The 22056-nt window shown below is 70.9% G+C and carries 16 protein-coding genes; 7 read left to right on the plus strand and 9 right to left on the minus strand.

The window, feature by feature from the left end:
* Nucleotides 1-9 precede the first annotated feature (9 nt).
* Nucleotides 10-3507, minus strand: coding sequence for a TM0106 family RecB-like putative nuclease (locus MA876_RS01305; RefSeq protein WP_248145308.1), 3498 nt, complete (start codon nucleotides 3505-3507; stop codon nucleotides 10-12).
* Between the two features lie 177 nt (nucleotides 3508-3684).
* Between MA876_RS01305 and MA876_RS01310 the strand changes: the two genes are divergently transcribed.
* Nucleotides 3685-5733, plus strand: a complete 2049-nt coding sequence (locus MA876_RS01310; protein WP_248145310.1) for an NAD(+) synthase — start codon at nucleotides 3685-3687, stop codon at nucleotides 5731-5733.
* 6 nt (nucleotides 5734-5739) lie between these two features.
* Here MA876_RS01310 and MA876_RS01315 read toward each other — a convergent pair whose 3' ends face one another.
* From MA876_RS01315 to MA876_RS01325, 3 genes are all read right to left on the minus strand, one after another.
* The gene (locus MA876_RS01315; protein WP_248145312.1) at nucleotides 5740-6318 is read right to left on the minus strand and encodes a hypothetical protein; all 579 of its coding nucleotides are present in this window, start codon (nucleotides 6316-6318) and stop codon (nucleotides 5740-5742) included.
* 126 nt (nucleotides 6319-6444) lie between these two features.
* Complete coding sequence (locus tag MA876_RS01320; RefSeq protein ID WP_248145314.1) at nucleotides 6445-6885, minus strand: hypothetical protein; 441 nt, start codon at nucleotides 6883-6885, stop codon at nucleotides 6445-6447.
* Between the two features lie 101 nt (nucleotides 6886-6986).
* Nucleotides 6987-8114 carry a phosphotransferase gene (locus tag MA876_RS01325; RefSeq protein ID WP_248145316.1) on the minus strand — a complete coding sequence of 376 codons (1128 nt, stop codon included), beginning with the start codon at nucleotides 8112-8114 and terminating at the stop codon, nucleotides 6987-6989.
* 111 nt (nucleotides 8115-8225) lie between these two features.
* Between MA876_RS01325 and MA876_RS01330 the strand changes: the two genes are divergently transcribed.
* Genes MA876_RS01330 through MA876_RS01345 form a run of 4 tightly spaced genes read left to right on the plus strand, consistent with a single transcriptional unit; the run spans nucleotide 8226 to nucleotide 13272 of the window.
* On the plus strand, nucleotides 8226-9680 hold the full coding sequence (locus MA876_RS01330; RefSeq protein ID WP_248145318.1) for a sensor histidine kinase: 1455 nt from the start codon (nucleotides 8226-8228) through the stop codon (nucleotides 9678-9680).
* A gap of 1 nt (nucleotide 9681) precedes the next feature.
* Nucleotides 9682-10338 carry a response regulator transcription factor gene (locus tag MA876_RS01335; RefSeq protein WP_248145320.1) on the plus strand — a complete coding sequence of 219 codons (657 nt, stop codon included), beginning with the start codon at nucleotides 9682-9684 and terminating at the stop codon, nucleotides 10336-10338.
* Nucleotides 10339-10371: 33 nt separating this feature from the next.
* The gene (locus MA876_RS01340; RefSeq protein WP_248145322.1) at nucleotides 10372-11832 is read left to right on the plus strand and encodes a phytoene desaturase family protein; all 1461 of its coding nucleotides are present in this window, start codon (nucleotides 10372-10374) and stop codon (nucleotides 11830-11832) included.
* Between the two features lie 3 nt (nucleotides 11833-11835).
* The gene (locus tag MA876_RS01345) at nucleotides 11836-13272 is read left to right on the plus strand and encodes a lipase maturation factor family protein (protein WP_248145326.1); all 1437 of its coding nucleotides are present in this window, start codon (nucleotides 11836-11838) and stop codon (nucleotides 13270-13272) included.
* A 206-nt stretch (nucleotides 13273-13478) separates the two neighbouring features.
* Here the strand turns inward: MA876_RS01345 and MA876_RS01350 are convergent, their stop codons facing one another.
* Nucleotides 13479-14948, minus strand: coding sequence for an MFS transporter (locus tag MA876_RS01350; RefSeq protein WP_248145329.1), 1470 nt, complete (start codon nucleotides 14946-14948; stop codon nucleotides 13479-13481).
* Nucleotides 14949-15007: 59 nt separating this feature from the next.
* Here MA876_RS01350 and MA876_RS01355 point away from each other — a divergent pair, with 59 nt between their 5' ends.
* Complete coding sequence (locus tag MA876_RS01355; protein WP_248145331.1) at nucleotides 15008-15565, plus strand: phosphorylase family protein; 558 nt, start codon at nucleotides 15008-15010, stop codon at nucleotides 15563-15565.
* Between the two features lie 3 nt (nucleotides 15566-15568).
* Here the strand turns inward: MA876_RS01355 and MA876_RS01360 are convergent, their stop codons facing one another.
* On the minus strand, nucleotides 15569-15754 hold the full coding sequence (locus MA876_RS01360) for a hypothetical protein (RefSeq protein WP_248145332.1): 186 nt from the start codon (nucleotides 15752-15754) through the stop codon (nucleotides 15569-15571).
* Nucleotides 15755-15801: 47 nt separating this feature from the next.
* On the opposite strand from MA876_RS01360, the gene MA876_RS01365 reads away from it, so the two are divergent.
* Entirely contained in the window at nucleotides 15802-16710 is a 909-nt protein-coding gene (locus MA876_RS01365; RefSeq protein ID WP_248145336.1) for a hypothetical protein, read from the plus strand.
* A gap of 62 nt (nucleotides 16711-16772) precedes the next feature.
* Here MA876_RS01365 and MA876_RS01370 read toward each other — a convergent pair whose 3' ends face one another.
* The 3 genes from MA876_RS01370 to MA876_RS01380 form a co-directional block, all read right to left on the minus strand.
* Nucleotides 16773-17615 (minus strand): SGNH/GDSL hydrolase family protein, encoded by an 843-nt coding sequence (locus tag MA876_RS01370; RefSeq protein WP_248145337.1) that lies wholly within the window; start codon nucleotides 17613-17615, stop codon nucleotides 16773-16775.
* 190 nt (nucleotides 17616-17805) lie between these two features.
* Nucleotides 17806-20802, minus strand: coding sequence for an AAA family ATPase (locus tag MA876_RS01375; RefSeq protein WP_248145338.1), 2997 nt, complete (start codon nucleotides 20800-20802; stop codon nucleotides 17806-17808).
* Complete coding sequence (locus tag MA876_RS01380) at nucleotides 20799-21953, minus strand: exonuclease SbcCD subunit D (RefSeq protein ID WP_248145339.1); 1155 nt, start codon at nucleotides 21951-21953, stop codon at nucleotides 20799-20801. The genes MA876_RS01375 and MA876_RS01380 overlap by 4 nt, the downstream gene beginning before the upstream one ends.
* Nucleotides 21954-22056 lie beyond the last annotated feature (103 nt).

A 22056-nucleotide genomic window follows, 5' to 3' on the forward strand; every position in this document is an offset into this window, starting at 1 on the left:
CGGCGGATGTCAGGGATGCCCGACGAGTCGAGCGAAGCCGCTGAGACGCGCGACGCCTTCGGCCGTGTACGGCAGATCGTCGAGCAGCCCCGGCGAGTAGACGAGGTATGCGGTGTGCATCGCACGCGAGATCGCAACGTTGAGGCGATTGCGCAGCAGCAGGAACTCGAGGCCACGCGGGGCATCCCGTCCCGACGACGCGGCGAGCGAGACGATCGCGACCGCGGCTTCCTGCCCCTGGAACCGATCGACCGTGCCGACCGGGACGTCGGGGAATCCGGCGGCTGCCAGAGCCTCTTCGACCGCGACCTGCTGGGCGTTGTACGGCGTCACGATGATCAGGTCGCTCTGCTCGAGTGGGCGGGGCTCGCGCGGCGTCGTGACGCCGTCGTCATCCACGCGGATGTCATGCCACTCGCGGCCGAGCAGATCGCGCACGATCCCCACGACGACGGCGGCCTCTTCGAGGGACTGCGTCGCGTTGCCGTGGTGGCGCACGGGAACCGTCTCGAGGCCCGCCGGGATCCCCTCGAGCACGCGTAGCGCCGTCGAGGGATGCGCCGCGAGCTCGCCCCGGTAGGACAGCACCGAGACGGGGCCTGCGACGGCGGGATGCATCCGCCATGTGCGGGCGAGGAAGTAGCCGAACTCGGCCGGGATGACGTCGGAGCCGTCCATCACCCAGCCGAGCGCCGAGGTGTCGACGGGCTCCGGGTGCGTGCCCTGGCTCACCTGGGGCAGCTGCTGCGGATCACCGAGCAGGAGCAGACGGGATGCAGCGAGCGACACCGCGATCGTCGAGGCGAGCGAGAACTGCCCGGCCTCGTCGATCACGAGCAGGTCGAGGCTGCCGCGCGGAATGCGTCCCTCGTGCGCGAAGTCCCACGCCGTGCCGCCGACGACGAAGCCGCCGGACTGCTCGGCGGCGAACGCCGCGACGCCGTTCTTGGGGATGACCGTGAACGAGAGGTCCGGGGCATCCGTCTTCGGCGCCTTGGCGACCTGCGTCTTCGGAACCCCGGCCGCCACGATGCGGTCGAGCATGTTCTCGATGACCGCGTGCGACTGCGCGACGACGCCGATCTTGAAGCCGTGATCCCGCACCAGCCGCGCGATCACGTGCGACCCCACGTACGTCTTGCCGGTGCCCGGAGGACCCTGGACCGCGAGGTAGCTCCGGTCGAGGTCGAGGATCGCCCGCGTGATCGCGTCGACGTCGTCGCCGACGGATGCCGGCAGCGAGCGACCGTCGCGCAGGCGCGGTGGGCGGCGGAGCAGGATATCGGTGCCCGGGTCGCGCGGAAGCTCGGGCGACGCGGCGATGACGGCATCCGCCCACGCGTCGATCGCGGCCTGCTGGTTGCCCGCGGGCGGAGGCGACGCGGGGGTCAGCGCGAGCGGCAGTTCGCTCCACGTGATGCCGTCGACGGCGCGCTCTTCGACGATGACGCCGTCATCGAGCGTCTCGAGCACGGTGATGCTCCGAGCCGAGTGGATCCACCGGGGCATCGCGTCGAACGGGTACGGAGCGGGCAGCTCGTACAGCGCGAACGGGTTCGTGCCGACCGCGAGCCGCGTGCCGGGAGCGAGCTCGCCGCGCAGCTCGACGATGCGGCGCTCGCCGCCGCGCCCGCTTTCGAGGAAGTGCCAGTCCTCGGTGACTCGGGAGCGCTCGGGGTCGATCGCGATGACATCGCGCGACTCCTCCCACAGTGACAGGGGCTCGCGCAGCCGCAGGTAGTGCGTGGCCCAGAACGACTTCGCCTCGCGCGGGTAGTAGTCGATCGCAGCCGAGCCGAGCCGCAGTGCCTGGGACTCGCGCTCTGGTCGCCCCTCGGCGAGGCGCTCGAGCGTGAGGGCCCGGACGGACGGCTCGTACGCGGTCTCACTCGGGTCGAGGTTGGGTGTCGGCCGCAGGCCGGCCTCGCGCGCGCGGTCGACGAGCCAGTCGCGCAGGCGCAAGGTCGAGACGCAGTCGTAGCGGTTGTAGTCGGCGAGGTCGGCGAGGATCGCGGCGGACTCGGCATCCATCCCCTCGTCCGCCAACGCCCGCGCCTGCACGTACTGGACGATCGAGTCGTCGCCCTTCTGCACGTCGCTCGTGCGCACATCGTCGCCCATGTAGAGCGGCTCGAGCTTCTTGATCGAGTACGAGCGGGAGCCGACCCGCAGTGCCCGCCGCACCACGGGGTAGAGGTCGACGAAGACGCCGTCGCGCAGCAGCCGGTCGACGTCCGCCTCGCGCACGCCGTAGCGCGCCGCCATCGCGAGCAGATGCGTCGGCTCGTAGGGGGCGTAGTGGTAGATGTGCATGTCGGGGTACTGCAGCCGCCGCAGACTCACGATGTCGAGGAACGTCTCGAGCGCCTTCTTCTCGTCGGCGAAGGTGTGCGCCCACAGCGCGGTGTACTGCTCGTGAAGATCGACCCACCCGAACAGGTAGTCGATGCCCCACACCGTCGGGTCGCCCTCGGTGTGCAGCGGATCGCCCTCGAAGTCGAAGAAGAGGTCGCCGCGATCGGGCCGGGGCAGCGCCCCGAGTGCCTTGGGCTGGACCACCTCGTAGGTCGGGATCGGGGTCTTCTCGATCGTCGCGACGACCCCGCCCGCGGGGCTGTCGAGCTGGAGCCGTGCCTGCGTGCGCAGCATGCGGAAGGTGTCGGCGTTCATGCGCGGCGGGGCCGCGCCAGCGTCGGCGAGCTCGTCGATCGTGACGATGCCCTCAGCGCGCAAGCGGGCGCGCTGGACGGGCCGCATGCCGGCGACGAGCAGGAGGTCGCGGGATGCCTCGACCTCGAGCTCACAGGTCGCGCAGCGACCGCACGCCACGACACCGAGTTCGCCGCGGTCGTCACCCCACGCGATCGGCGCTCCCTCGCTGCCGAGATCGAGCCGTCGGTCGGCGATGAGCGCCTCGAGCCGTGCCCGGCGCAGCCGGAACACCGGCAGGAGATCGTCGACCTCGTGAACGCTCGTCGTGCCGTCGCCGAGGAGCAGTTCGACGCGATCTGCGCGCGGGATGCCCAGGCGATCGAGCTGATCGACGTACGCCGCGAGCTGCATGAGCGCCGTGACCCGCGCGTGGCGTGCGAGCTTGGTGTCCTGGACGACCCAGCGCTCCCCGTCGCGCACGAGGAAGTCGGCGAAGCCGACGAAGTCGCTCGTCGAGAACGCGGCCTGGAAGATCACCTCGGCATCGGACGCCAGAGCGGTGTTCGTCGCGGCGACCGCCTCGGCCAGAGCCGCGGCATCCGACGAACGCGTCTCGGGAATCACTGCGACCGCGTCGGCCCCGAACCGCTCGATGTAGGTCTGGAGCACGCGGTGCTCGTGAGCGGTGCCCAGTCGCCCGGCGCGCTTGAGCGTCTCGTCTTCGGGCTCCTCGACCGCAGCCACGCGGCCCAGCCGCGCGTCGATGGCGCGCAGCCACGCGAACTCGCACTCGGCGGCCGCCTTGATGTCGCTCGCGCTCCAGACGATCCGGCCTTCGCCTGGGATGTATCGCATGCCTCGACCCTAGCCGCGGCATCCGACACCCCCGGTCCGGCGACGACCCCGGCCGCCGAACCCACACACTCTTCGCGAACCCACATGCTTTCGTCGACCCGATCGTGTGGGTTCGCGCGAATCTTGTGGGTTCGCGCTCTCGGGGCGACCGCGCGCACGACCTGCCAGACTGGGGGCATGAGCCTCCCGTTCGAGAGCGCCTACCGGCACGGCTTCGCGCGCGTCGCCGCGTGCACGATCCCCGTCGCGATCGCCGACCCCGCCGCCAACGCCGACGCGATCCTCGAGACCGCCCGCGAGTGCTCCACCGAGTCCGTCGCGGTCGCGCTGTTCCCCGAGCTCTCGCTCACGGGGTACGCGATCGACGACCTCGTGATGCAGGATGCCGTGCTCGATGCCGTCGTCGCGCAGATCGAGCGGCTGGTCGAGGCATCCGAAGACCTCTTCCCCGTCCTCGTCGTCGGCGCGCCGCTGCGCCACCGCAACCGCCTCTACAACTGCGCCGTCGTGATCCACCGCGGTGAGCTGCTGGGCGTCGCGCCGAAGTCGTACCTGCCGACGTATCGCGAGTTCTACGAGCGCCGCTGGTACGCGCCGGGCGACGACCAGCGCGGCGAGGACATCCGGGTCGGGCGGCTCGAGGCTCCGTTCGGACCGGATCTGCTGTTCGAGTCGCTCGACGTGCCGGGCCTCGTGCTGCACGCCGAGGTATGCGAAGACGTGTGGGTGCCGATCCCGCCGTCGTCCGAGGCGGCGCTCGCGGGCGCGACGGTGCTCCTCAACCTGAGCGGCAGCCCGATCACGATCGCCCGCGCCGAGGACCGCAAGGCGCTCGCGCAGTCGCAGTCCCTTCGCTGCAACGCGGCCTACGCATATGCCGCCGCGGGCATGGGCGAGTCGACGAACGACGTCTCGTGGGACGGCCAGACCTTCGTCTACGAGGGCGGGATGCTGCTCGGCGAGACCGAGCGCTTCCCCGACGGTCCGCGCCGGACGATCGTCGACGTCGATCTCGACCGCCTCCGCCAGGACAGGCTGCGCCAGGGCACGTTCGACGACAACCGGCGCACGCACGCGCCGTTCTTCCGCACCGTGCACTTCGAACTCGATCCGCCCGCGAGCGACATCGGGCTCCTGCGACCCGTCGATCGGTTCCCGTTCGTGCCCGACGACCCCGCCCGACTCGCGCAGGACTGCTACGAGGCGTTCAACATCCAGGTCTCGGGGCTCGAGCAGCGCCTGCGTGCGATCGGCGGCCCCAAGCCCGTCATCGGCGTGAGCGGGGGCCTCGACTCCACGCACGCGCTGCTCGTCGTCGCACGCGCGATGGATCGCATGGGTCGCCCGCGCAGCGACATCCTCGCGTACACGATGCCCGGCTTCGCGACGAGCGACCACACGAAGTCCAACGCGATCGCCCTCGCCGAATCCGTCGGCGCATCGATCGAGACGATCGACATCCGACCGGCAGCGACAGAGATCCTGCAGGGGATCGGGCATCCCTTCGCCGACGGCGAGCCCGTCTACGACGTGACGTTCGAGAACGTGCAGGCCGGCATCCGCACCGACTTCCTCTTCCGTCTCGCGAACCAGAACGGCGGACTCGTCATCGGCACGTCCGATCTGTCGGAGCTCGCTCTCGGCTGGGCGACATACGGCGTGGGCGACCAGATGAGCCACTATGCGGTCAACGCCGGGGTGCCCAAGACCCTGATCCAGCACGTGATCCGGTGGGTCATCTCCGATGTCTCGACCGACCTCAGCGACGAAGCCAAGACGGTCCTGCAGTCGGTGCTCGACACCGAGATCTCGCCCGAACTCGTGCCCGCAGGTCAGGACGGCAAGCTCCAGTCGACCGAAGACCGCATCGGCCCGTACGCCCTGCACGACTTCGCGCTGTTCCATATCCTGCGTTACGGCTTCCGTCCGTCGAAGATCGCGTTCCTCGCCTCGCACGCGTGGTCGGATCAGGATGCCGGAGCCTGGCCCCCCGGCTTCCCCGACGAAGACCGCTACGCGTACGACCTGTCGACCGTCGCGAAGTGGCTCCGCGTGTTCCTGCAGCGCTACTTCGCGTTCGCTCAGTTCAAGCGCTCGGCGATCCCGAACGGTCCGAAGGTCTCGCCCGCCGGCTCGCTGTCGCCGCGCGGCGACTGGCGCGCGCCGTCCGACGGCAACGCGACGGTCTGGCTCGCCGAGCTCGATGCGGCGCTCCCGCCTGCCTGAACGAGGTCAGGCGACCTCGGGCACGTACGCGAGGGTGATGATCCAGCTGTCGCGCGAGAGATCCACGAGCCGGTAGTAGACCTTGCGGTCGGGGATCCAGCCCTTCGTCAGCGGGCTGTCGAGCCGCACGTGGTCGCCCTGCACGCGCGCCCCACGACCGTCGGCGTCTCGCACGGCCTGCACGCGGGTCCAGTGCGCCACGAGCTTGGTCACATCGGTCTCTTCGAGCAGGTGGGAGTGGCGCTGCATCGTGTGCAGCTCGATCTCGTCGGGGTGTGCGTCACGCAGATCGAGACCGACGCGGACGCCGGGATCATGCAGTGCGACGACCGAGGCAGCACGGAAGTTCGCATTGCGGATCGAGTACGGAATCGGCTGGCCGTCCACTTCGGCGATGAGCTGCGTGTGGAATCCGAACTTGCCGGGAGCCTCGCGCTCGACGCGCACATCCTTCTCCTCGACGCCGAGCTTGGCCGCGACGAGCTCCTTCGCGAGCGTGCGCTTGCGGTCGTGCTCCGACAGCTTCGGATCCCAGCCGAGTCGGGCAGAGATGCCGGTCGGAGTGTCGAGCAGTACGGATTGCATGGTCCACCTCTTCTTGGCCGGACGGATGTCGCCACTTCATCTTGGCCGCTGAGCGCGGGCTCCGGAAGACGACGCACGGGGCGGCATCCGAGATGGATGCCGCCCCGCGCGTGCGTGCGATCGAACTCAGTCCGACCAGGCCGATGCGACCGAGGCCGCAGAGGCCGGCGACGCCGGTGAGTCGACGGGTGCCGGCGCGGGCGGAGCCGGCGCGGGAGCGGGGGCGGCCGGCGCAGGAGCCGGTGCGACCGGCGACGGCGCGCTCACGACGGACGGCTGGGACGGAGCCGACGCGACGGACGCGACCGACGCGGCGGAAGCGACGGGCGGCGCCGTGGGCGACGGCGACGAGATGACCGACGCCGACGTGTCGGTGACCCGCAGTTGGAGTCCCCCGCGGTCGAGCACATCGCCGCCCGAGCCGACGACCGGGCCGCCCGGAACGACCGAGCCGGATCCCGTGCGCAGATCCATGTTCGCCGCGGTGGCGGCCGCGGCTCCTCCGACGAGCGTGAGTCCGACGGCGCCGGCGACCCCGTACGTGATCCACTTCTTCTTGTTCAGCATGATTTTCTCCTCTCGGCCCGGAGGGGGATCGGACCCCGTCCGGGCGATATCAGTCTCGCGACGCCCACTAAGGCGCATCGAAGCCGTGCATGAGACGCCTCTTAGGCGAGATCGGCGTTGCGGACGACGGCGTCGGCCAGCTCCAGCAGCCGGTACCCGCGCTCGGCATCCCCCGCCTCCGTCGCGCCGAGCGCATGCCCGAGCACGTGCGTCGCCGTGCGGGCGCGCATTCCTTCGTCGCCCCAGCGCTCGAACGCCTGACGCGCGAGTTCCCACACGCGCGCATCGTCCGGAGCAGGCGTGAGCATGGCGCTCGAGATCGCATGGGCGGCGAAGGCCGCGGCATCCTCGCTCGGTGCTCCGCGTCCCGCGGTGTCGACGTCGATGACGCTCGAGATGCGCATCTCCTCGTCGAGGAACAGCTGGCCGAAGTGCAGGTCTCCGTGGATGGATGCCGGAGTCCCGTCCTCCCACGTCGCGCGCGCACGTTCGACCACACCCGCCGCGATCGCGGCGCCGTCGGGAGGAAGGACGCCCTCCAGGCGGTCGGCGTACCAGACGAGCCGTCGCGCGAGCCCCGTGCGCGCGCGGTGCTCGAGGGGCACCTGCGCGATCCTCGCCCGCAGCGCGTCGACCTCGTCGAGCAATGCTCCTGGCTCCCACGCGACGCTCGCCGCCGGGACTCCGGATGCGGCATCCCACACGATCAGCCCTTCCGCCGACCAGCCTCGCAGCGCCGGCACGGGGATTCCGGCATCGGCTAGGCGCTCGTGGGTCTCGACGATCGCGACGACCCGATCGGGGGGAACCGCTTTGACCCACGTGTCGCCGAGCCGGGTCGGCACGCGCAGCACGGCGCGCCGACCCGCGCGGTAGACGACGAGTGCGGGCGCCCCGACGTCGTCGAACCCGAGGCGAGCCAGCAGCGACTGCGCCGCGTGCGAGAAGGCGACGGGAGCGAGCGCCGGCAGGTGCGGGTCCGCCGGGTGCAGCCACACGCGCACCTCCGGCTCTGACGGCGTCCCCGAGAGGATGCCGGTCTCGGCGGTCACGACGCGGCGCGAGCTGTCGACGAAGTACGTCAGGGTGCTTCCGTCCGCGGCGGGCACGTGGAAACCGGCGATCGAGCCCGCACCGAGCAGCTCGCGGCTCACGAGCGCCGGAACGACATCGTCGTCGAGCTCGAGCGCATCGACGAGCAGGGCGAGCTCGGGGGGCGCGGCATCCATCCTTCGATCCCAGCACGTCGGCCGCCGCGAAGTGATGAGACCTCTCTTAGTCTCGCGTTTCGCCGCGGACGCGGCACCCATACTGAAGGGGTGGGGGATAGGCGCGGATGGATGCCGAGGGTGTCGGTGCGCACGCGTCTCATCGCCGTCATCACGATCGTCTCCGCGGTCGGCCTGCTCGCCGTAGGCTTCTTCGTCTATCTCGAGGAGCGCCAACGCGTGCTGAGCCAGGTCGACCAACTGCTCGAGGCCAACCTCGAATCCGCGCGGTTCCTCGTGGAGAAGGGCGACGACGACACCGGCACCTGGGCGTCGTCGACGGACGCGCTCGAAGCCGTCGTCGAACGCACGGCGCCCGACGACAACACGGGGGTCGTCGGGCTCGAAGCCGGCGCCGTGACGCTCGTGCCCGGCGTCGCCCTCGACGTCGACCTGCAGTCGGCGCCCGGGTTCGTGCCGTACATCGTGCGCACCGCGACGACGTCCGAACCGGTCATGGGAACGTACGGCGACGACGATGTGACGTGGCGGTATCTGGCGATCCCGATCGCCCTCGGCGCCGAGAGCGCTCCCGGTGCGACGTTCGTCATCGCCTACGACGTCGACGCCGAGCTCGCCGAGATCAACAGCGCAGCCCGCGCGTTCCTCATCGCGTCGATCGGCACGCTCGTCGTCATCGCCCTCGCCGCGGCCCTCGTCACCACCCGGCTGCTGCGTCCCCTGCGGCAGATGCGCGAGACCGCCGAGCGGGTCTCGGCCCAGTCGCTGTCCGAGCGCCTGCCCATCGTCGGACGCGACGACGTCTCGGAACTCGCTCACACGATGAACGAGATGCTCGACCGGCTCGACGAAGCCCTAGATTCGCAGCGGCGCCTGCTGAGCGACGTCGGCCATGAGCTGAAGACCCCCATCACGATCGTGCGCGGGCATCTCGAGGTCGTCGACGCGGACGACCCGACCGACGTCCGAGAGACGCGCGACCTCGTCGTCGACGAACTCGAGCGCATGGGACGACTCGTCCAGGATCTCGCCTCCGCCGCCGCGCTTCACGGGCCCGCTCCCGTGCGCCCCGTGCCGACCGATGCCGCCGATCTCCTCCGTCAGATCGTGCGCAAGGCGCAGGGGATCGAGGGGGCGGATGCCGCGGCGGGGCCGTTCGCCGAGGTGGTCACGTCGCTCGATCCTGCGCGCGTGACGCAGGCCGTCCTCCAGTTCGCCCAGAACGCCGTGACTCACGGCGGAGGGCGCATGGTGATCTCGAGCCGCGCCGCCGGGGACAGCCTCGAGGTTTCCGTGCGCGACTTCGGCGGCGGCGTTCCCGACGAGGCGAAGTCTTCCGTGTTCGACCGCTTCCATCGAGGGGAGGATGCCGCGGGCCGCGCCGGGAGCGGCCTCGGCCTCAACATCGCCCAGGTCATCGCGCGCGCCCACGGCGGATCGGTGCGGGTCGTCGATGCGACCGGCGGCGGTGCCGAGTTCATCCTCGCCGTGCCACTCACGGACGCACCGGCTCTCATCATCCCGCCGCGACCGCCGCTGCCGGTGTCGGCAACCAGAGGGGACTGACGTGGCATCCATCCTGATCGCCGACGACGAGACGCGGATCTCGGGCTTCATCGACAAGGGCCTGCGCGCCGCCGGCTTCGCGACGCGGGTCGCGCCGACGGGCCCCGAGGCCCTCGACCTGGCGTTGAGCGGTGAGTTCGATCTGCTCGTGCTCGACGTGAACCTGCCGGGCATGGACGGCTTCGGCGTGCTCGAGAACCTGCGCGGCTCGGGCTCGACGATGCCGGTCATCATGCTGACGGCGCGTGTCGAGCTCGCCGACACGGTGGCAGGTCTCGAGGGCGGCGCCGACGACTACCTCGGCAAGCCGTTCCGCTTCGACGAGCTCATCGCGCGCATACGGCTTCGGATGCGGAAGGATACCGCCGCCACGCCCGTCTCGCTGACGCATCGGGATCTCGTGCTCGACATCCGCACGCGCCGTGCCCACATCGGCGGCACCGCGGTCGAGCTCTCGGCGCGCGAGTTCACCCTCGCAGAGGAGTTCATCCGCAATGCGGGGCAGGTGCTCAGCCGCGAGCAGCTGCTGAGCCGGGTGTGGGGGTACGACTTCGACCCCGGCTCGAACGTCGCCGACGTGTACGTCGGGTACCTGCGGCAGAAGCTCGGTGCGGGCTGGATCGAGACGGTCCGCGGCGTCGGCTACCGCCTGGTCTGACCGCCCCGGCCGGCGCGGTGCGAGGATGAGGACATGGCGCCACGCGCGACGGTCATCGGCAGCGGTCCCAACGGGCTCGCCGCCGCCGTCGCGCTCGCACGCGCGGGCTACGCCGTGCGGGTGGTCGAGGCATCCACCACCGTCGGCGGCGGCGTGCGCACGGCCGAGCTCACGCTGCCGGGATTCCGCCACGACGTGTGCTCGGCGGTGCATCCGGCCGCGCTGAGCTCGCCGTTCTTCCGGGCCTTCGGGCTGCGCGCGCGGATCGACTGGGTGGTTCCGGATGCCTCGTACGGCCAGCCGCTCGACGGCGGACGCGCCGCCATCGCGTGGCGCGATCTCGATCGCACGGCAGCCGGGCTCGGCCGCGACGGCGACGCGTGGCGTGCGCTCGTGCGTCCCCTGGCGCGGCACCTGGACGACATCCTCGAGTACACGAGCGATCAGCTGCTTCGCCTGCCGCGGCATCCCGTCGCCGTCGCCCGGTTCGGTGCTCGCGTCCTGCAGACCGGCACGGCGCTCGATCGACTCACCTTCTCGACGCCCGAGGCGCGAGCGCTCCTCGCCGGAGTGCTCGCGCACGCGAACGCCCCGTTGCCGTCTCCCGGCGCCGCGGCGTCCGGCGTCTTCCTCGCCGCGCACGGGCATGCGGGCGACGGCTGGGCGTATCCGCGCGGTGGCGCGCAGCGGATCGCGGATGAGCTCGCCGCCGACCTCGAGGCGCATGGCGGCACGATCGAGACGGGCGTCCGCGTCGACACGCTCGACGGCTTCGACGCGGGCGATCCCACGCGCGGCGACGTCTTACTGCTGGACACGTCGCCGCGGCTCGCGCTCACGCATCCCTCCGTTCCGCCCTCGTACGCGCGCGCGATCGCCCGTTATCGCTACGGACCCGCGGCCGCGAAGGTCGACTTCGCCCTCGACGGCCCGATCCCGTGGGCTCACGCCGATCTCGCCCACGTGCCGACCGTGCACCTCGGCGGCACGGCGGCAGAGGTCGCCGCGAGCGAGAACGCCGTCGCGGCGGGCCGCGTGAGCGAGCGACCGTACGTCCTGTCCGTGCAGCCGTCGGTGCTCGACGCCTCCCGCGCGCCCGAGGGCAAGGCCGTGCTGTGGGCGTACATCCACGTGCCGGCGGGCTCGACGCTCGACCCGACCGAGCTCGTCACCCGGCAGGTCGAGCGCTTCGCCCCGGGGTTCCGCGACCGCATCCTCGCTTCGCACGCGATGAGCGCGGCCGAGCGCGAGGCCTACAACCCCAGCGACATCGGCGGAGACATCCTCGGCGGCGCCTTCACCATGGGTCAGGCGTTCCGCCGCCCGGTCGTCTCGCTCACCCCGTGGCGCACACCGATGGACGGCGTCTACCTCGCGTCTGCTTCGACGCCGCCGGGCCCCGGCGTGACGGGGATGGCGGGCTGGCTCGCGGTACGACAGGTGCTGCGGGATGCCGGAGCCCCGGCATCCCTCGAGGATCTCTTCCCGGGATAGACGATGGACGGCTTCGCGGCGGTCGACTTCGAGTTCGCCCGGCAGGTGCTGCAGCGGGGGATCGCCGCGCTCTACGTCGTCGCCTTCGTCTCGACGCTGAATCAGTTCCGTCCGCTCCTCGGCGAGCGCGGTCTGCTCCCTGCCCCGGACCTGCTGGAGTGGGCGCGGCCGCGCAAGCGGCTGCTCAACCCCACGATCTTCCGGTGGATCCGCTACACCGATCGGCGACTGGTCGCCCTGTGCGTCCTGGGTATCGGGATCGCCGCGACACTGGTCGCGGGTCTGCCGCAACTCGGGCCGCCGTGGGTGCCGATGCTGTGCTTCCTCGCCCTGTGGGTCGGGTACATGTCGATCACGAGCATCGGACAGACCTTCTACGGCTTCGGCTGGGAGATGCTCCTGCTCGAAGCCGGGTTCCTCGCCGCGTTCCTCGGATCGAACGACCAGCCGCCCGCGACCGCCGTGATCGTGCTGTTCTGGTGGATCGTCTTCCGGCTCGAGTTCGGCGCGGGGCTCATCAAGATCCGCGGCGGCCGCGAGTGGCGCGACCTCACGGCGCTCACGTACCACCACGAGACCCAGCCCATGCCGGGGCCGTTGAGCCGGCAGGCGCACCTGCTCCCCCGCTGGTTCCATCAGGGCGAAGTGCTCGGCAATCACTTCGCGCAGCTCGTCGTGCCGTGGTTCCTCTTCGCGCCGGTCCTGGGACTCTGGGTGGATGCCGCGTGGCCCGCGCTCATCGGCACGGTCGCGGCATCCATCGTCATCGCGACCCAGATGTGGCTGGTCGTCACCGGCAACTTCGCCTGGCTCAACTGGGCGACGATCGTGCTCGCGTTCTCGGCGGTCTCGTGGCCGTCCGGTGCCGGTTCCGACGTGCCCGTGTACTGGCTCGTGATCACGGCGCTCGTCGCGGTGGGTTATGCGGTGATCAGCTGGCCCGCCGCGCGCAATCTCGCGGCGCGGCGGCAGCTCATGAACGCGAGCTTCAATCGCTGGCAGCTTGCGAACGCGTACGGCGCGTTCGGCACCGTCACGAAGGAGCGCATCGAGTACGTCGTCGAGGGCACGCAGGACGAGGATCCGGATGCCGCGGACTGGCGCGAATACGCCTTCAAGGGCAAGCCGGGCGACGTGCGACGCATCCCGCGGTGGTTCGCTCCGTACCACCTGCGGCTGGACTGGCTCATGTGGTTCCTGCCCCTGGGGCGCTCGCTCGAGGAGTGGTTCACCGCGTTCCTCGTGCGACTGCTGCAGGCGGATGCTTCGACCCTGCGCCTGCTCGCGCGAGACCCGTTCGACGGCGAGCGACCGCGCTTCGTTCGCGTCGTGTCGTACCGCTATCGGTTCTCGACGCGGGCCGAGTTCCGCATCTCACGGGCGCGCTGGGTGCGCGATCGCCGCCGCATCCTCGTGCAGCCGATCGCATTGCGGGGCTGATCCGTCACGGACCGCGGTCGTCCGGGCATCCCCGTCGCGCCCGGCCCCTGCGCATCGTCCTCGCACACCTCGACCGTCGTCGAGACAACTCGATATTCACGAGATGACCCTCTGTTCGCGCGCACAGGGTGTTCTCTCGCGAATATCGAGTTCTCTCGGCGCGATCCGGTTACCGGTGCGCGGGACGGCGGGAGGGGATGCCGCGGTCAGTCGTCGCGGCCCTTGCGGCGGGCCGTGAGGTCGACGATCGCGACGATGAACGCGAGCCCGAGGAAGAGGCCGACCGCGATCATGCCGTAGGCGTAGGCGTCGTGGTACACGACGATGTCCGACGCCGCGCCCGTCTCGCGATAGATCGCCGCGTAGAAGAGCGACAGTCCGACCGCGGTGCCGACGGCGGTGCCGATGCGCTGACCGAGCTGTCCGACCGAGCCCGCCACACCACCCTGCTTGACGGGCACGTCGGCGAGCGTGAGCGTCTGGTTCGGAGCGATCACGAGACCGCCGCCCGCACCGCCGACCACCATGATGGCGGCCATGACCCACGGCGTCCACGCGGGGTCGGTGTAGAGCGCCGCGGCGACGAGACCTCCCACGCACGCGAGCATCGCCCCGAGACCCCACACGACCACGATCCGACCGAAGCGGCCGACCATGTTGCCGCCGATGACCGATGTCACGGCGCTCGCGAGCGCGAAGCCGATCGAGACCATGCCCGCATAGACGGGCGCGAGGCCGAGGCCCTGCTGCAGGAAGAGCGTGCCGAGCAGGAACATCGCGGGTGCCGCCGTGAAGTAGGCCGTCTGCAGCAGCGTTCCGTTGCGGTACGACCCGATCCGGAAGAGCTTGAGCGGGATGAGCGGGCTCTTGCCGCGGCTCTGGTACCGCCGCTCCCACGCGATGAAGGCCGAGACGAACAGTGCGAACGCGACGAGCAGCCACCAGCGCGCGGGGTTGTCGGTCGGCGCGCCGGTCGTGAACAGGAACGGCCACATGAGGGCGACGACGGATGCCGCGAACAGCAGGAGCCCGAACGGATCGAGCTGCACGGGCCTCGGTGAGCGCGTGCGCGTCTTGGGCAGCATCCACAGCACGAGGGCGATCGCGATGAGGCACAGCGGCACGTTCATCCAGAAGATCAGGCGCCAACCGTCGGTCTCACCGCCGATCGCGATCAGCAGCCCGCCCAGCGTGGGGCCGAAGGCCGTCGCGACGCCGATCGTCGCGCCGAAGAGCCCGAACGCTCGGCCGCGCTCGGCGCCCTGGAAGAGCTCCTGCGCCATGCCGAGGACCTGCGGCATCTGGATGCCGGCCGCGACCCCCTGGAAGAGCCGCGCGATCAGCAGGATCTCGGCGGTGGGGGCGAGCGCGCACGCGATGCTCGTGAGCGTGTAGAGCGAGAGACCGACGACGAACAGCATCCGTCGCGAGCGCTGGTCGCCGAGGCGGCCGGCGGGTACGAGCACGAGACCGAACGTGAGCACGAAGCCCGAGACGATGAGCTGCAGCTGCGTCGAGTCGGCGTCGAGCACGTGCCCGATCGACGGCAGGGCGACGTTGACCTTCGTGAGGTCGAGGATCGTGATCGCCGCGACCGCGACGCACACCCAGAACGCGCGCCACCGTGCGCCCGACGACAGCGGAATGGCTTCGGTCTTCGGCGCGGGTGTGGTCACGCGCCCAGGCTATCGCCGACCGCGATCAGGACGGAGGGGCGACCTGGGACAATGGGTACGTGAAACTTCTCGTCGCTGCCCTCGATGCCGAACTCGTCGCCTTCCCCGAGACCCTTCCCGGGTTCGACCGCCTCGTGACGGGGCCCGGCAAGCTGCAGGCGACCTACGCGCTGACGCGGGCGCTGGACGCGGCGGAGTACGACGAGATCCTCGTCGTCGGCACTGCGGGGGCGATCGACCGACGACTCGACGCGATCGTCTACGACGTGGATGCCGCGATCCAGCACGACGTGACCGACATCGACGGCGTCGTGGGACAGCACGTGTCGCTCCCGCCGCGTGTCGAGCTCGGCCGCGAGGGAGTCACGATCGCGACAGGCGATCACTTCGTCGACGACTCCGAGGCGGTGCAGGTCATCCGCCCGCTCGGCGCGGGACTCGTCGACATGGAGACGTACGCGTACGTGTGGGTCGCGCAGCAGTTCGGCATCCCGATCCGCGTCCTCAAGTCGGTCTCGGACCGCGCCGAGGGTGACGCGATCACAGACTGGCGCACAACGGTCGCCGCCTGCAGTGCTCAGCTGCGCGACGTCGTGCGCGCCGAATACGGCGTCTGAGCGTCAGGACTCGTCGCCGCTGCGCGCGAACAGGCCGCGCAGCGCCAGGAACACCAGGACGGCGACGACCGCCACGACCACGAGCTTGCCGATGAACCACAGCAGCGAGAACAGCGCGTTGACGAGAACCCACGCGATCACGATGGCGACGATGACGCCGAGGATGGTCCACACGGAGTTCTTCGTCATGCAACTAGCCTAGAACGTCCCCCTCACACAGCAGACGCAAGGAACACATGTCCAACCCCACCGATCCGACCGCGTCGACCCCCGACGCGCAGCCCACCGATGCGCACGCGCCGGTCGACCCGAGCGCCCAACCGACCGAGGCCTACGCGCCGGTCGATCCCGACGTTCAGCCGACGGAGGTCTACGGTCAGCCGGTCGCCCCGCCGCTTCCGCCGTACGCGGAGCAGGCGACGCAGGCGTACGCGGGCGTCCAGCCGGCGTACGGAGCGCCCGCGCCGAAGGCGACCGACACCCGCTCCAAGACCCTCGCGTGGATCGCGCTCGGCGCCGGCATCCTCGGGTTCGTCCTCGTGCTCGTCGCCTTCATCCCGCTCCTGTGGGTCTCGCTGGTGCTCGTGCTCATCGGCGGTGCGCTGCTGCTCGGCGCGCTGATCGTGGGCATCATCGCCCTCGCCGGCAAGAAGCACGGCGGCAAGGGTCTCGGCATCGCGGCGATCATCGTGTCGGTGGTCGGCGGCGTCCTCTGGATCGTCGCCCTCGTCTGGGCGCTCGCGATCATCGGTCTCGCAGCCGCGGGAACGAGCATCGACTCGCTCCCGGACTCGACGATCGTCGAGTCCGAAGCCCCGGTCGAACCTGAGACCGAGACTGAGACCGAGACGGGCGACGACGTCGCGGCGGGCGCGTACGACGAGGCTGCGTACCTCGCCCAGGTGCGCCCCGAGCTCGTCGCCATCATGCAGGAGGTCGACCCCTCGGTCACCGAGGAACTCCTCAGCCAGATCTTCACGGATGAATCGCTCGTATCGACGGGTCAGAGCTTCCTGCTCGCCGGCGACACCGCCCGCGACACCTTCGTGAGCTCGATGTCGGGCGCCGACCTCTTCACCGAAGACCAGGCGATCCGCTTCTACGACGTCATCCTCGGCGCCGCCCAGGCGCACCTGGTCGAGTAGTCCGCGGAACGTCAGTGGCGCGGCATCCCGAGACGGATGCCGCGCCACTGTCGTTCACACGCTCAGGACGCCCACTGGGTCCGCGCCCACGTGACGGCGGCGAGTGTCGCCTGCCCGCTGAGAGACGGGTGGAAGTAGTCCCTCGTCGAGATGTCGGCCTTCGAGAAGGCGTAGTTCGCTACGGCTCCGCCGTCATACCGGCACTTCGCGACCGACGCGCACGCCGCGGCGAGCGCCTGGTTGTACTCGTTGACCCGCTGCTGCACGGCGGCGCGGCGCTGCACGTCCGCTGCCGAGGTGCTGGTCGGCTTCTCGAGCATCGACTGGCAGATCTTCAACAGCCCCCAGACCAGCCGTGCCGACACGCTCGACTTGTTGAGGTCGTACATGCGCTGGAGGCTCGGGATGCTGGCGACGAAGATCTCCGGCGATGCCGGGCTCGCGGCGAGCGTCGTGAGCGCCGACTGCACGTTCGCTCGGAAGGTCGCCGCCGGGGTCATGGCCCCGGCGGTCTTGGTGCAGGCGTCGTTGGCCCCGATCTCGATCGTCACGTACTGCGCGCCCTGCGCGACGGCCTTCTGCGCCTGCCCGGGGAGCGCGCTCGATGCGGCACCCGAGACCGCGTTGTTGTAGACGACGAGGGATGCCGCGCCCGCTGCCCGCAAGCGCGCGGAGTGCGAGTTGACCGAGGCCGTCGAGCCCGTCGACCAGCTGTTGGTCGGACAGCTGATCAGGCTGCTGCACGACATCGCCGCCTGGGTGATCGAGTCGCCGAGCGCCGCCATCCGAGCGGGTGGGGGCGGTGCGGCCGAAGCCGCCCCGGCGCTGAAGAGGCTGGCTGAGATGAGGACGGCGGCCGCTGCCGCGGTGGCGAGGACGCGGCGTCCCCGGGAGAAGAAGTGCACGAACGGCTCCGATCGGTTCACGACGGTGTGTACGACGGGATACCGGCGACTCAGCGCCGGCGAGTGGCGGGAAGGGCGCGGCGAACCGCGGCCGGACGGGTACCGGCGAGTCGGGCTACCGGCCCCCACGGCCGATCTGGCGAAAAGATACACCCGTGCATCCACCTCGACAAGAGGCCGTGCGGCGGGATCAGACTGCGAGTGCCGCGTCCTGCCGGATCACGCTCGGCCCGTGCGCCGTCGCCTCGACGATGAGCTGCGCAGGGAGCTGCTCCTTCATCGCAGCCACGTGACTGATGAGGCCGACCGTGCGTCCGCCCTTGCGGAGCTCGTCGAGCGTGCGCATCGCGAGTTCGAGCGTGTCGTCGTCGAGGGCGCCGAAGCCCTCGTCGACGAAGAGCGTGTCGAGGCGCACGCCGCCCGCCCGAGACGTGACGACCTCGGCGAGACCGAGCGCGAGCGCGAGCGAGGCGAGGAAGGTCTCGCCACCCGAGAGCGAGTGCGGAGAGCGCGGCAACCCGGTGTGCGCGTCCATGACCTCGAGCCCGAGACCGGATGCCGCGTTGCGCACCGCGCGCGCATCGCTGTGCAGCAGCCGGTAGCGTCCCGCAGACATGTCGTCGAGACGCACGTTCGCCGCCGCGACGATCTCTTCGAGCTCGGCGGCGAGGACGAACGACTCCAGCGTCATGCGATGCGTGTTGGGCGCGCGACCGGCCAACGTATCGGCGAGACGCACGATGACGGCGTGGTCGGCGGCGGCCCCGTCGATCGCGGCGTGCGCGTCGCTCGCCCGTTGGACGAGGTCACGCAGACGTGTGGCGGTCTGACTCGCTGCGGCGACCGCATCGACGGCAGCGCTCCATCGCTCACGCGCCTGCGTCTGCCGGACGGATGCGGCGGCGAGATCGACCAACTCCTCGGGCTCGCCCGCGAGTGCGAGCTCGAGATCGCGCAGCCGATCACGCTCCGCCCGGATGGCGACATCGTGCTCGCGGATCTCGGCGTCGAGCACGGCGCGCGCGGCGGCGTCGCGAAGACCCGTGGTCGCCTCGTCGGAGGATGAGAAGACGGATGCCGCGATCCGTGCCTCCACGTCGGAACGCACGCGCTCCAGGGCCGCGCGTGCGGCGCGCGCCGCGGCGTCGGCGTCGAGGAGCGCCGTAGCGAGCGAACGGCGCTCCTCGGCGTCGCGGATCCGCTCCCGCACGGAGTCGAAGTCACCCCTCGCCGCCGCGACGGCAGCCCGGTCGAGTGCCGCCGCGGCCTCGGCGGCGACGAAGGCGTCGCGCGCGAGAGCGAGCTCGGTGACGAGCGCATCGCGTTCGAGGGCGGATGCGGCATCCGTCTCGATGAGTCGCTCACGCTCGAGGGAGAGGGTCGTCCGGCGCGCGTCATCGTCGCGCGCGGTCGCCGCCGCGCGGGTGGCGTCGGCGTGCGCGAGATCGAGCGCCTCGACGCTCTCGCCGCCCGCACGCGCGGCGGCGTCGGCGTGCGCGGCACGCGCGGTGCGCGCTGCATCGGCGGCGGCCTTCTCTGCGGATGCGGCGCGATCCCGCGCGGCCTCGGCGCGCTGGATCTCGTCGTCCGTGACGGGGTCCTCGGAGGCGGGAGCCGGATGCGGGTGCACGAGCGATCCGCAGACGACGCACGGCTCGTCGTCCACGAGTCCGCCGGCGAGCTCTGCGGCGTGACCCGCCAGGCGGCGCTGCAGCAGCGCCGTCACCTCCGCACGGTCACGGTCGAGGAGCACCGACGCATCGAGGTATGCGGACTCGGCGGCGGTGAGAGCATCGCCGAGACGGGACGCTTCACGGGCCGCCTCGCGCCGGGTGTCGAGCGTCGCGAGCGCGGCGATCGCCGCCTGCAGTCGCACCTCGGTCGAGCCCAGCGTCTCGAGTTCGTCGCCGAGATCGCGCAGACGTGCCGGAACGAGCGCTCGCGCGGCATCCATCGTCGTGAGGGATTCCTCGAGGCGCGCGACCGCATCGCGATCGCGGGTGATCGCCGCTTCGGCGAGCGCGAGCGCGTCTTCGCTTTCGACCGCGAGCGCCCAGACAGCGAGACGGCCCGTGAGCTCCTCGACGAGGCGAGCGAGACCCTCGGCATCGACGTCGGCGCTCTCGGGTGACGCGAGCACCCACGCATTGCGCGCGGTGTCTCGCCTGCTCAGCGCGCGCTCGTCGTCGACGGTCGCGGTGTGCGCGGCCTCGAGCGGTGCGCGCAGCGCCTCCGCGGCGAGCGCGCGCTCGAGCGTCGAGCGCTGTGCGGCGACCGCCGGCGCGCGCTCCTCGAGCGCCGCGAGCGCGAGACGCGAGCGATCGCGTTGCTCCTGGCGCGTGCGCAGTGCTCGTGCTTCGGCGAGCGCGATCTCGGCATCTCGGTGCGCCGCGTCCGCGGCGTCACGGTCGAGCGTCAGCGCTCCGACACGATAGTCGGCGCGCTGCACACCCACCGCCGCCGCGGCGATGCGGTCGGGCACCGCACCGGCGGCGATGAGCTCATCGGCATCGAGGTCGTTCGAGAGCACACGCTCCGCCTCGCCGAGCAGGAGCTGCACGCCCTCACCGGCAGAGGACAGTGCGCGTTCGGAGTCCTTGCGACGCTGATCGAAAGCTGCCTGGTAATCCTCGTACGTGCGCGTGCCGAAGAGCCGTCGCAGCAAGCGCTGCCGGTCGTCGTTCTTGGCGAGCAGGAACTCGGCGAACCGGTTCTGCGCGAGCAGGATGACCTGCAGGAACTGCTGCTGCGAGAGCCCGAGGATCTCGTCGAGCTCGCGTGCCACGTCGACCGGGCGGGCGGCTCGTCCGATCCAGGCCCCGTCGACACGCTCGTCGAGCTGCGCGCGGTGCGGCTCGGTCGTGAGTCCGGTTCCCCGCTGCTTCGGACGTTCGTACTCGGGCGAGCGCGTGACCCGCCACCGGCGGCCACCGGCGGTGAACTCCACGATGACGGATGTGGGGTCTTCCGGCGCGCAGTGATCGCTGCGCAGACGCTTCTCGGCGCCGTCGTAGCGCGGGGCGCCGCCGTACAGCGCGAAGCAGACGCCGTCGAGCACGCTCGACTTGCCTGCACCCGTGCGACCTGCGATGAGGAAGATCCCGTCGTCGGCGAACGCGTCGAAGTCGATGGTCTGCCGCTCGCGGAACGGCCCGAACCCCTCGAGCTCGAGCCGATGCAGCCTCACGCCGAGACCTCGGCGAGCGACCGCTCGTCGATGACGTCGCGGATGAGCTCGAGCTCTCGCTCGGACGCCCCTTCGCCCTCTCGCACGTGCACGAGGAATGCGTCGATCAGCTCGGCATCGGACCGCGCGGCACGCACGCGCCCCGCGTAGGTCAGGCCGTCGGCGTCTCGCACCCCTTCGGGCGCGTGCACGACGGTCGCGCAATGCGGGAACCGCGTCAGGAGCCGCCGCATCGGATCGGGCTGCGGAGTCGCATCGGTGTACTGCGCGCAGACCCACGACTGCTCGGCATCGGCGAAGTCCGCGGAAGTGAGCAGCTCGTCGAGCGTGCCCCGAAGGGTCTGCAGCCGGCGCGGCACGGGCAGGTCCAGCCACTCGACGGACGCGAGGCCCGCGGCATCCAGCTCGATGAGCCAGGAACCGCGCCGCTTATCCCCTTCACCGAAGCTGTAGTGGAGCGGCGCACCCGCGTAGCGCACGCGGTCGGACAGCGTCTGCCGGCTGTGGATGTGGCCCAGCGCGATGTAGTCGGGCCCGTCGAACGTCGACAGCGGAACGACGTCGAGCGAGCCCTGCCGGATCTCGCGCTCGACACCGGGCGTGGCATCGACCCCCGCGGCGAAGCAATGCGCGATCGCGACCGACCGGCCGCCGCGCTCGGTCAGGTCGTCGTTCACGAGCCGCATGGCGTGCGCGAGCGTCTCACGCTGCGAACGCAACGGGACCGCGGGCCACAGATGCCGCACGAGCGCGGGCTCGAGGAACGGTACGCCATAGAAGTGCACGGGCCCGTGGGCATCGGCGATCGTGATCGGTGTACCGACGGTGAGCGGATCCGTGACGACGTGGATGCCGTCGCGCAGCAGCGCCGACTGGAAGCCGAGACGCGCCGCGGAGTCGTGGTTGCCGCTCGTGACGATGATCTGCGCGCCCGCGTCGGACAGGTCGCGGAGCGCATCCGTGAGCAGTGTGTAGCAGGCGGATGCGGGAGCCGCGGAGTCGAAGACATCACCCGCGACGATCACGACGTCGATGTCGTGATCGCGGACCTGCTGCGTCAGCACCTCGAGCACACCGCGCAGCGCATCCAGCGTGGAGTGGCCGTGGAACGACCGCCCGATGTGCCAGTCGGAGGTGTGCAGGATGCGCATGACTTCACGGTATGCGCGGCCTCCGACATCCCCCGGAAGGCCCGCGGCGGGTTCGCGTACAGCGATCGACCCGGGCCCCTCTGCTCGGCCAAGGGCCACTGCC

This window comes from Microbacterium aoyamense (assembly GCF_023155855.1).
Taxonomy (GTDB): domain Bacteria; phylum Actinomycetota; class Actinomycetes; order Actinomycetales; family Microbacteriaceae; genus Microbacterium; species Microbacterium aoyamense.

Coding starts and splice junctions, on each gene's coding strand:
- MA876_RS01305 (WP_248145308.1), bottom strand. CDS start 3,507: ATGCGATACATCCCAGGCGAAGGCCGGATCGTCTGGAGCGCGAGCGAC.
- MA876_RS01310 (WP_248145310.1), top strand. CDS start 3,685: ATGAGCCTCCCGTTCGAGAGCGCCTACCGGCACGGCTTCGCGCGCGTC.
- MA876_RS01315 (WP_248145312.1), bottom strand. CDS start 6,318: ATGCAATCCGTACTGCTCGACACTCCGACCGGCATCTCTGCCCGACTC.
- MA876_RS01320 (WP_248145314.1), bottom strand. CDS start 6,885: ATGCTGAACAAGAAGAAGTGGATCACGTACGGGGTCGCCGGCGCCGTC.
- MA876_RS01325 (WP_248145316.1), bottom strand. CDS start 8,114: ATGGATGCCGCGCCCCCCGAGCTCGCCCTGCTCGTCGATGCGCTCGAG.
- MA876_RS01330 (WP_248145318.1), top strand. CDS start 8,226: ATGCCGAGGGTGTCGGTGCGCACGCGTCTCATCGCCGTCATCACGATC.
- MA876_RS01340 (WP_248145322.1), top strand. CDS start 10,372: ATGGCGCCACGCGCGACGGTCATCGGCAGCGGTCCCAACGGGCTCGCC.
- MA876_RS01345 (WP_248145326.1), top strand. CDS start 11,836: ATGGACGGCTTCGCGGCGGTCGACTTCGAGTTCGCCCGGCAGGTGCTG.
- MA876_RS01360 (WP_248145332.1), bottom strand. CDS start 15,754: ATGACGAAGAACTCCGTGTGGACCATCCTCGGCGTCATCGTCGCCATC.
- MA876_RS01365 (WP_248145336.1), top strand. CDS start 15,802: ATGTCCAACCCCACCGATCCGACCGCGTCGACCCCCGACGCGCAGCCC.
- MA876_RS01380 (WP_248145339.1), bottom strand. CDS start 21,953: ATGCGCATCCTGCACACCTCCGACTGGCACATCGGGCGGTCGTTCCAC.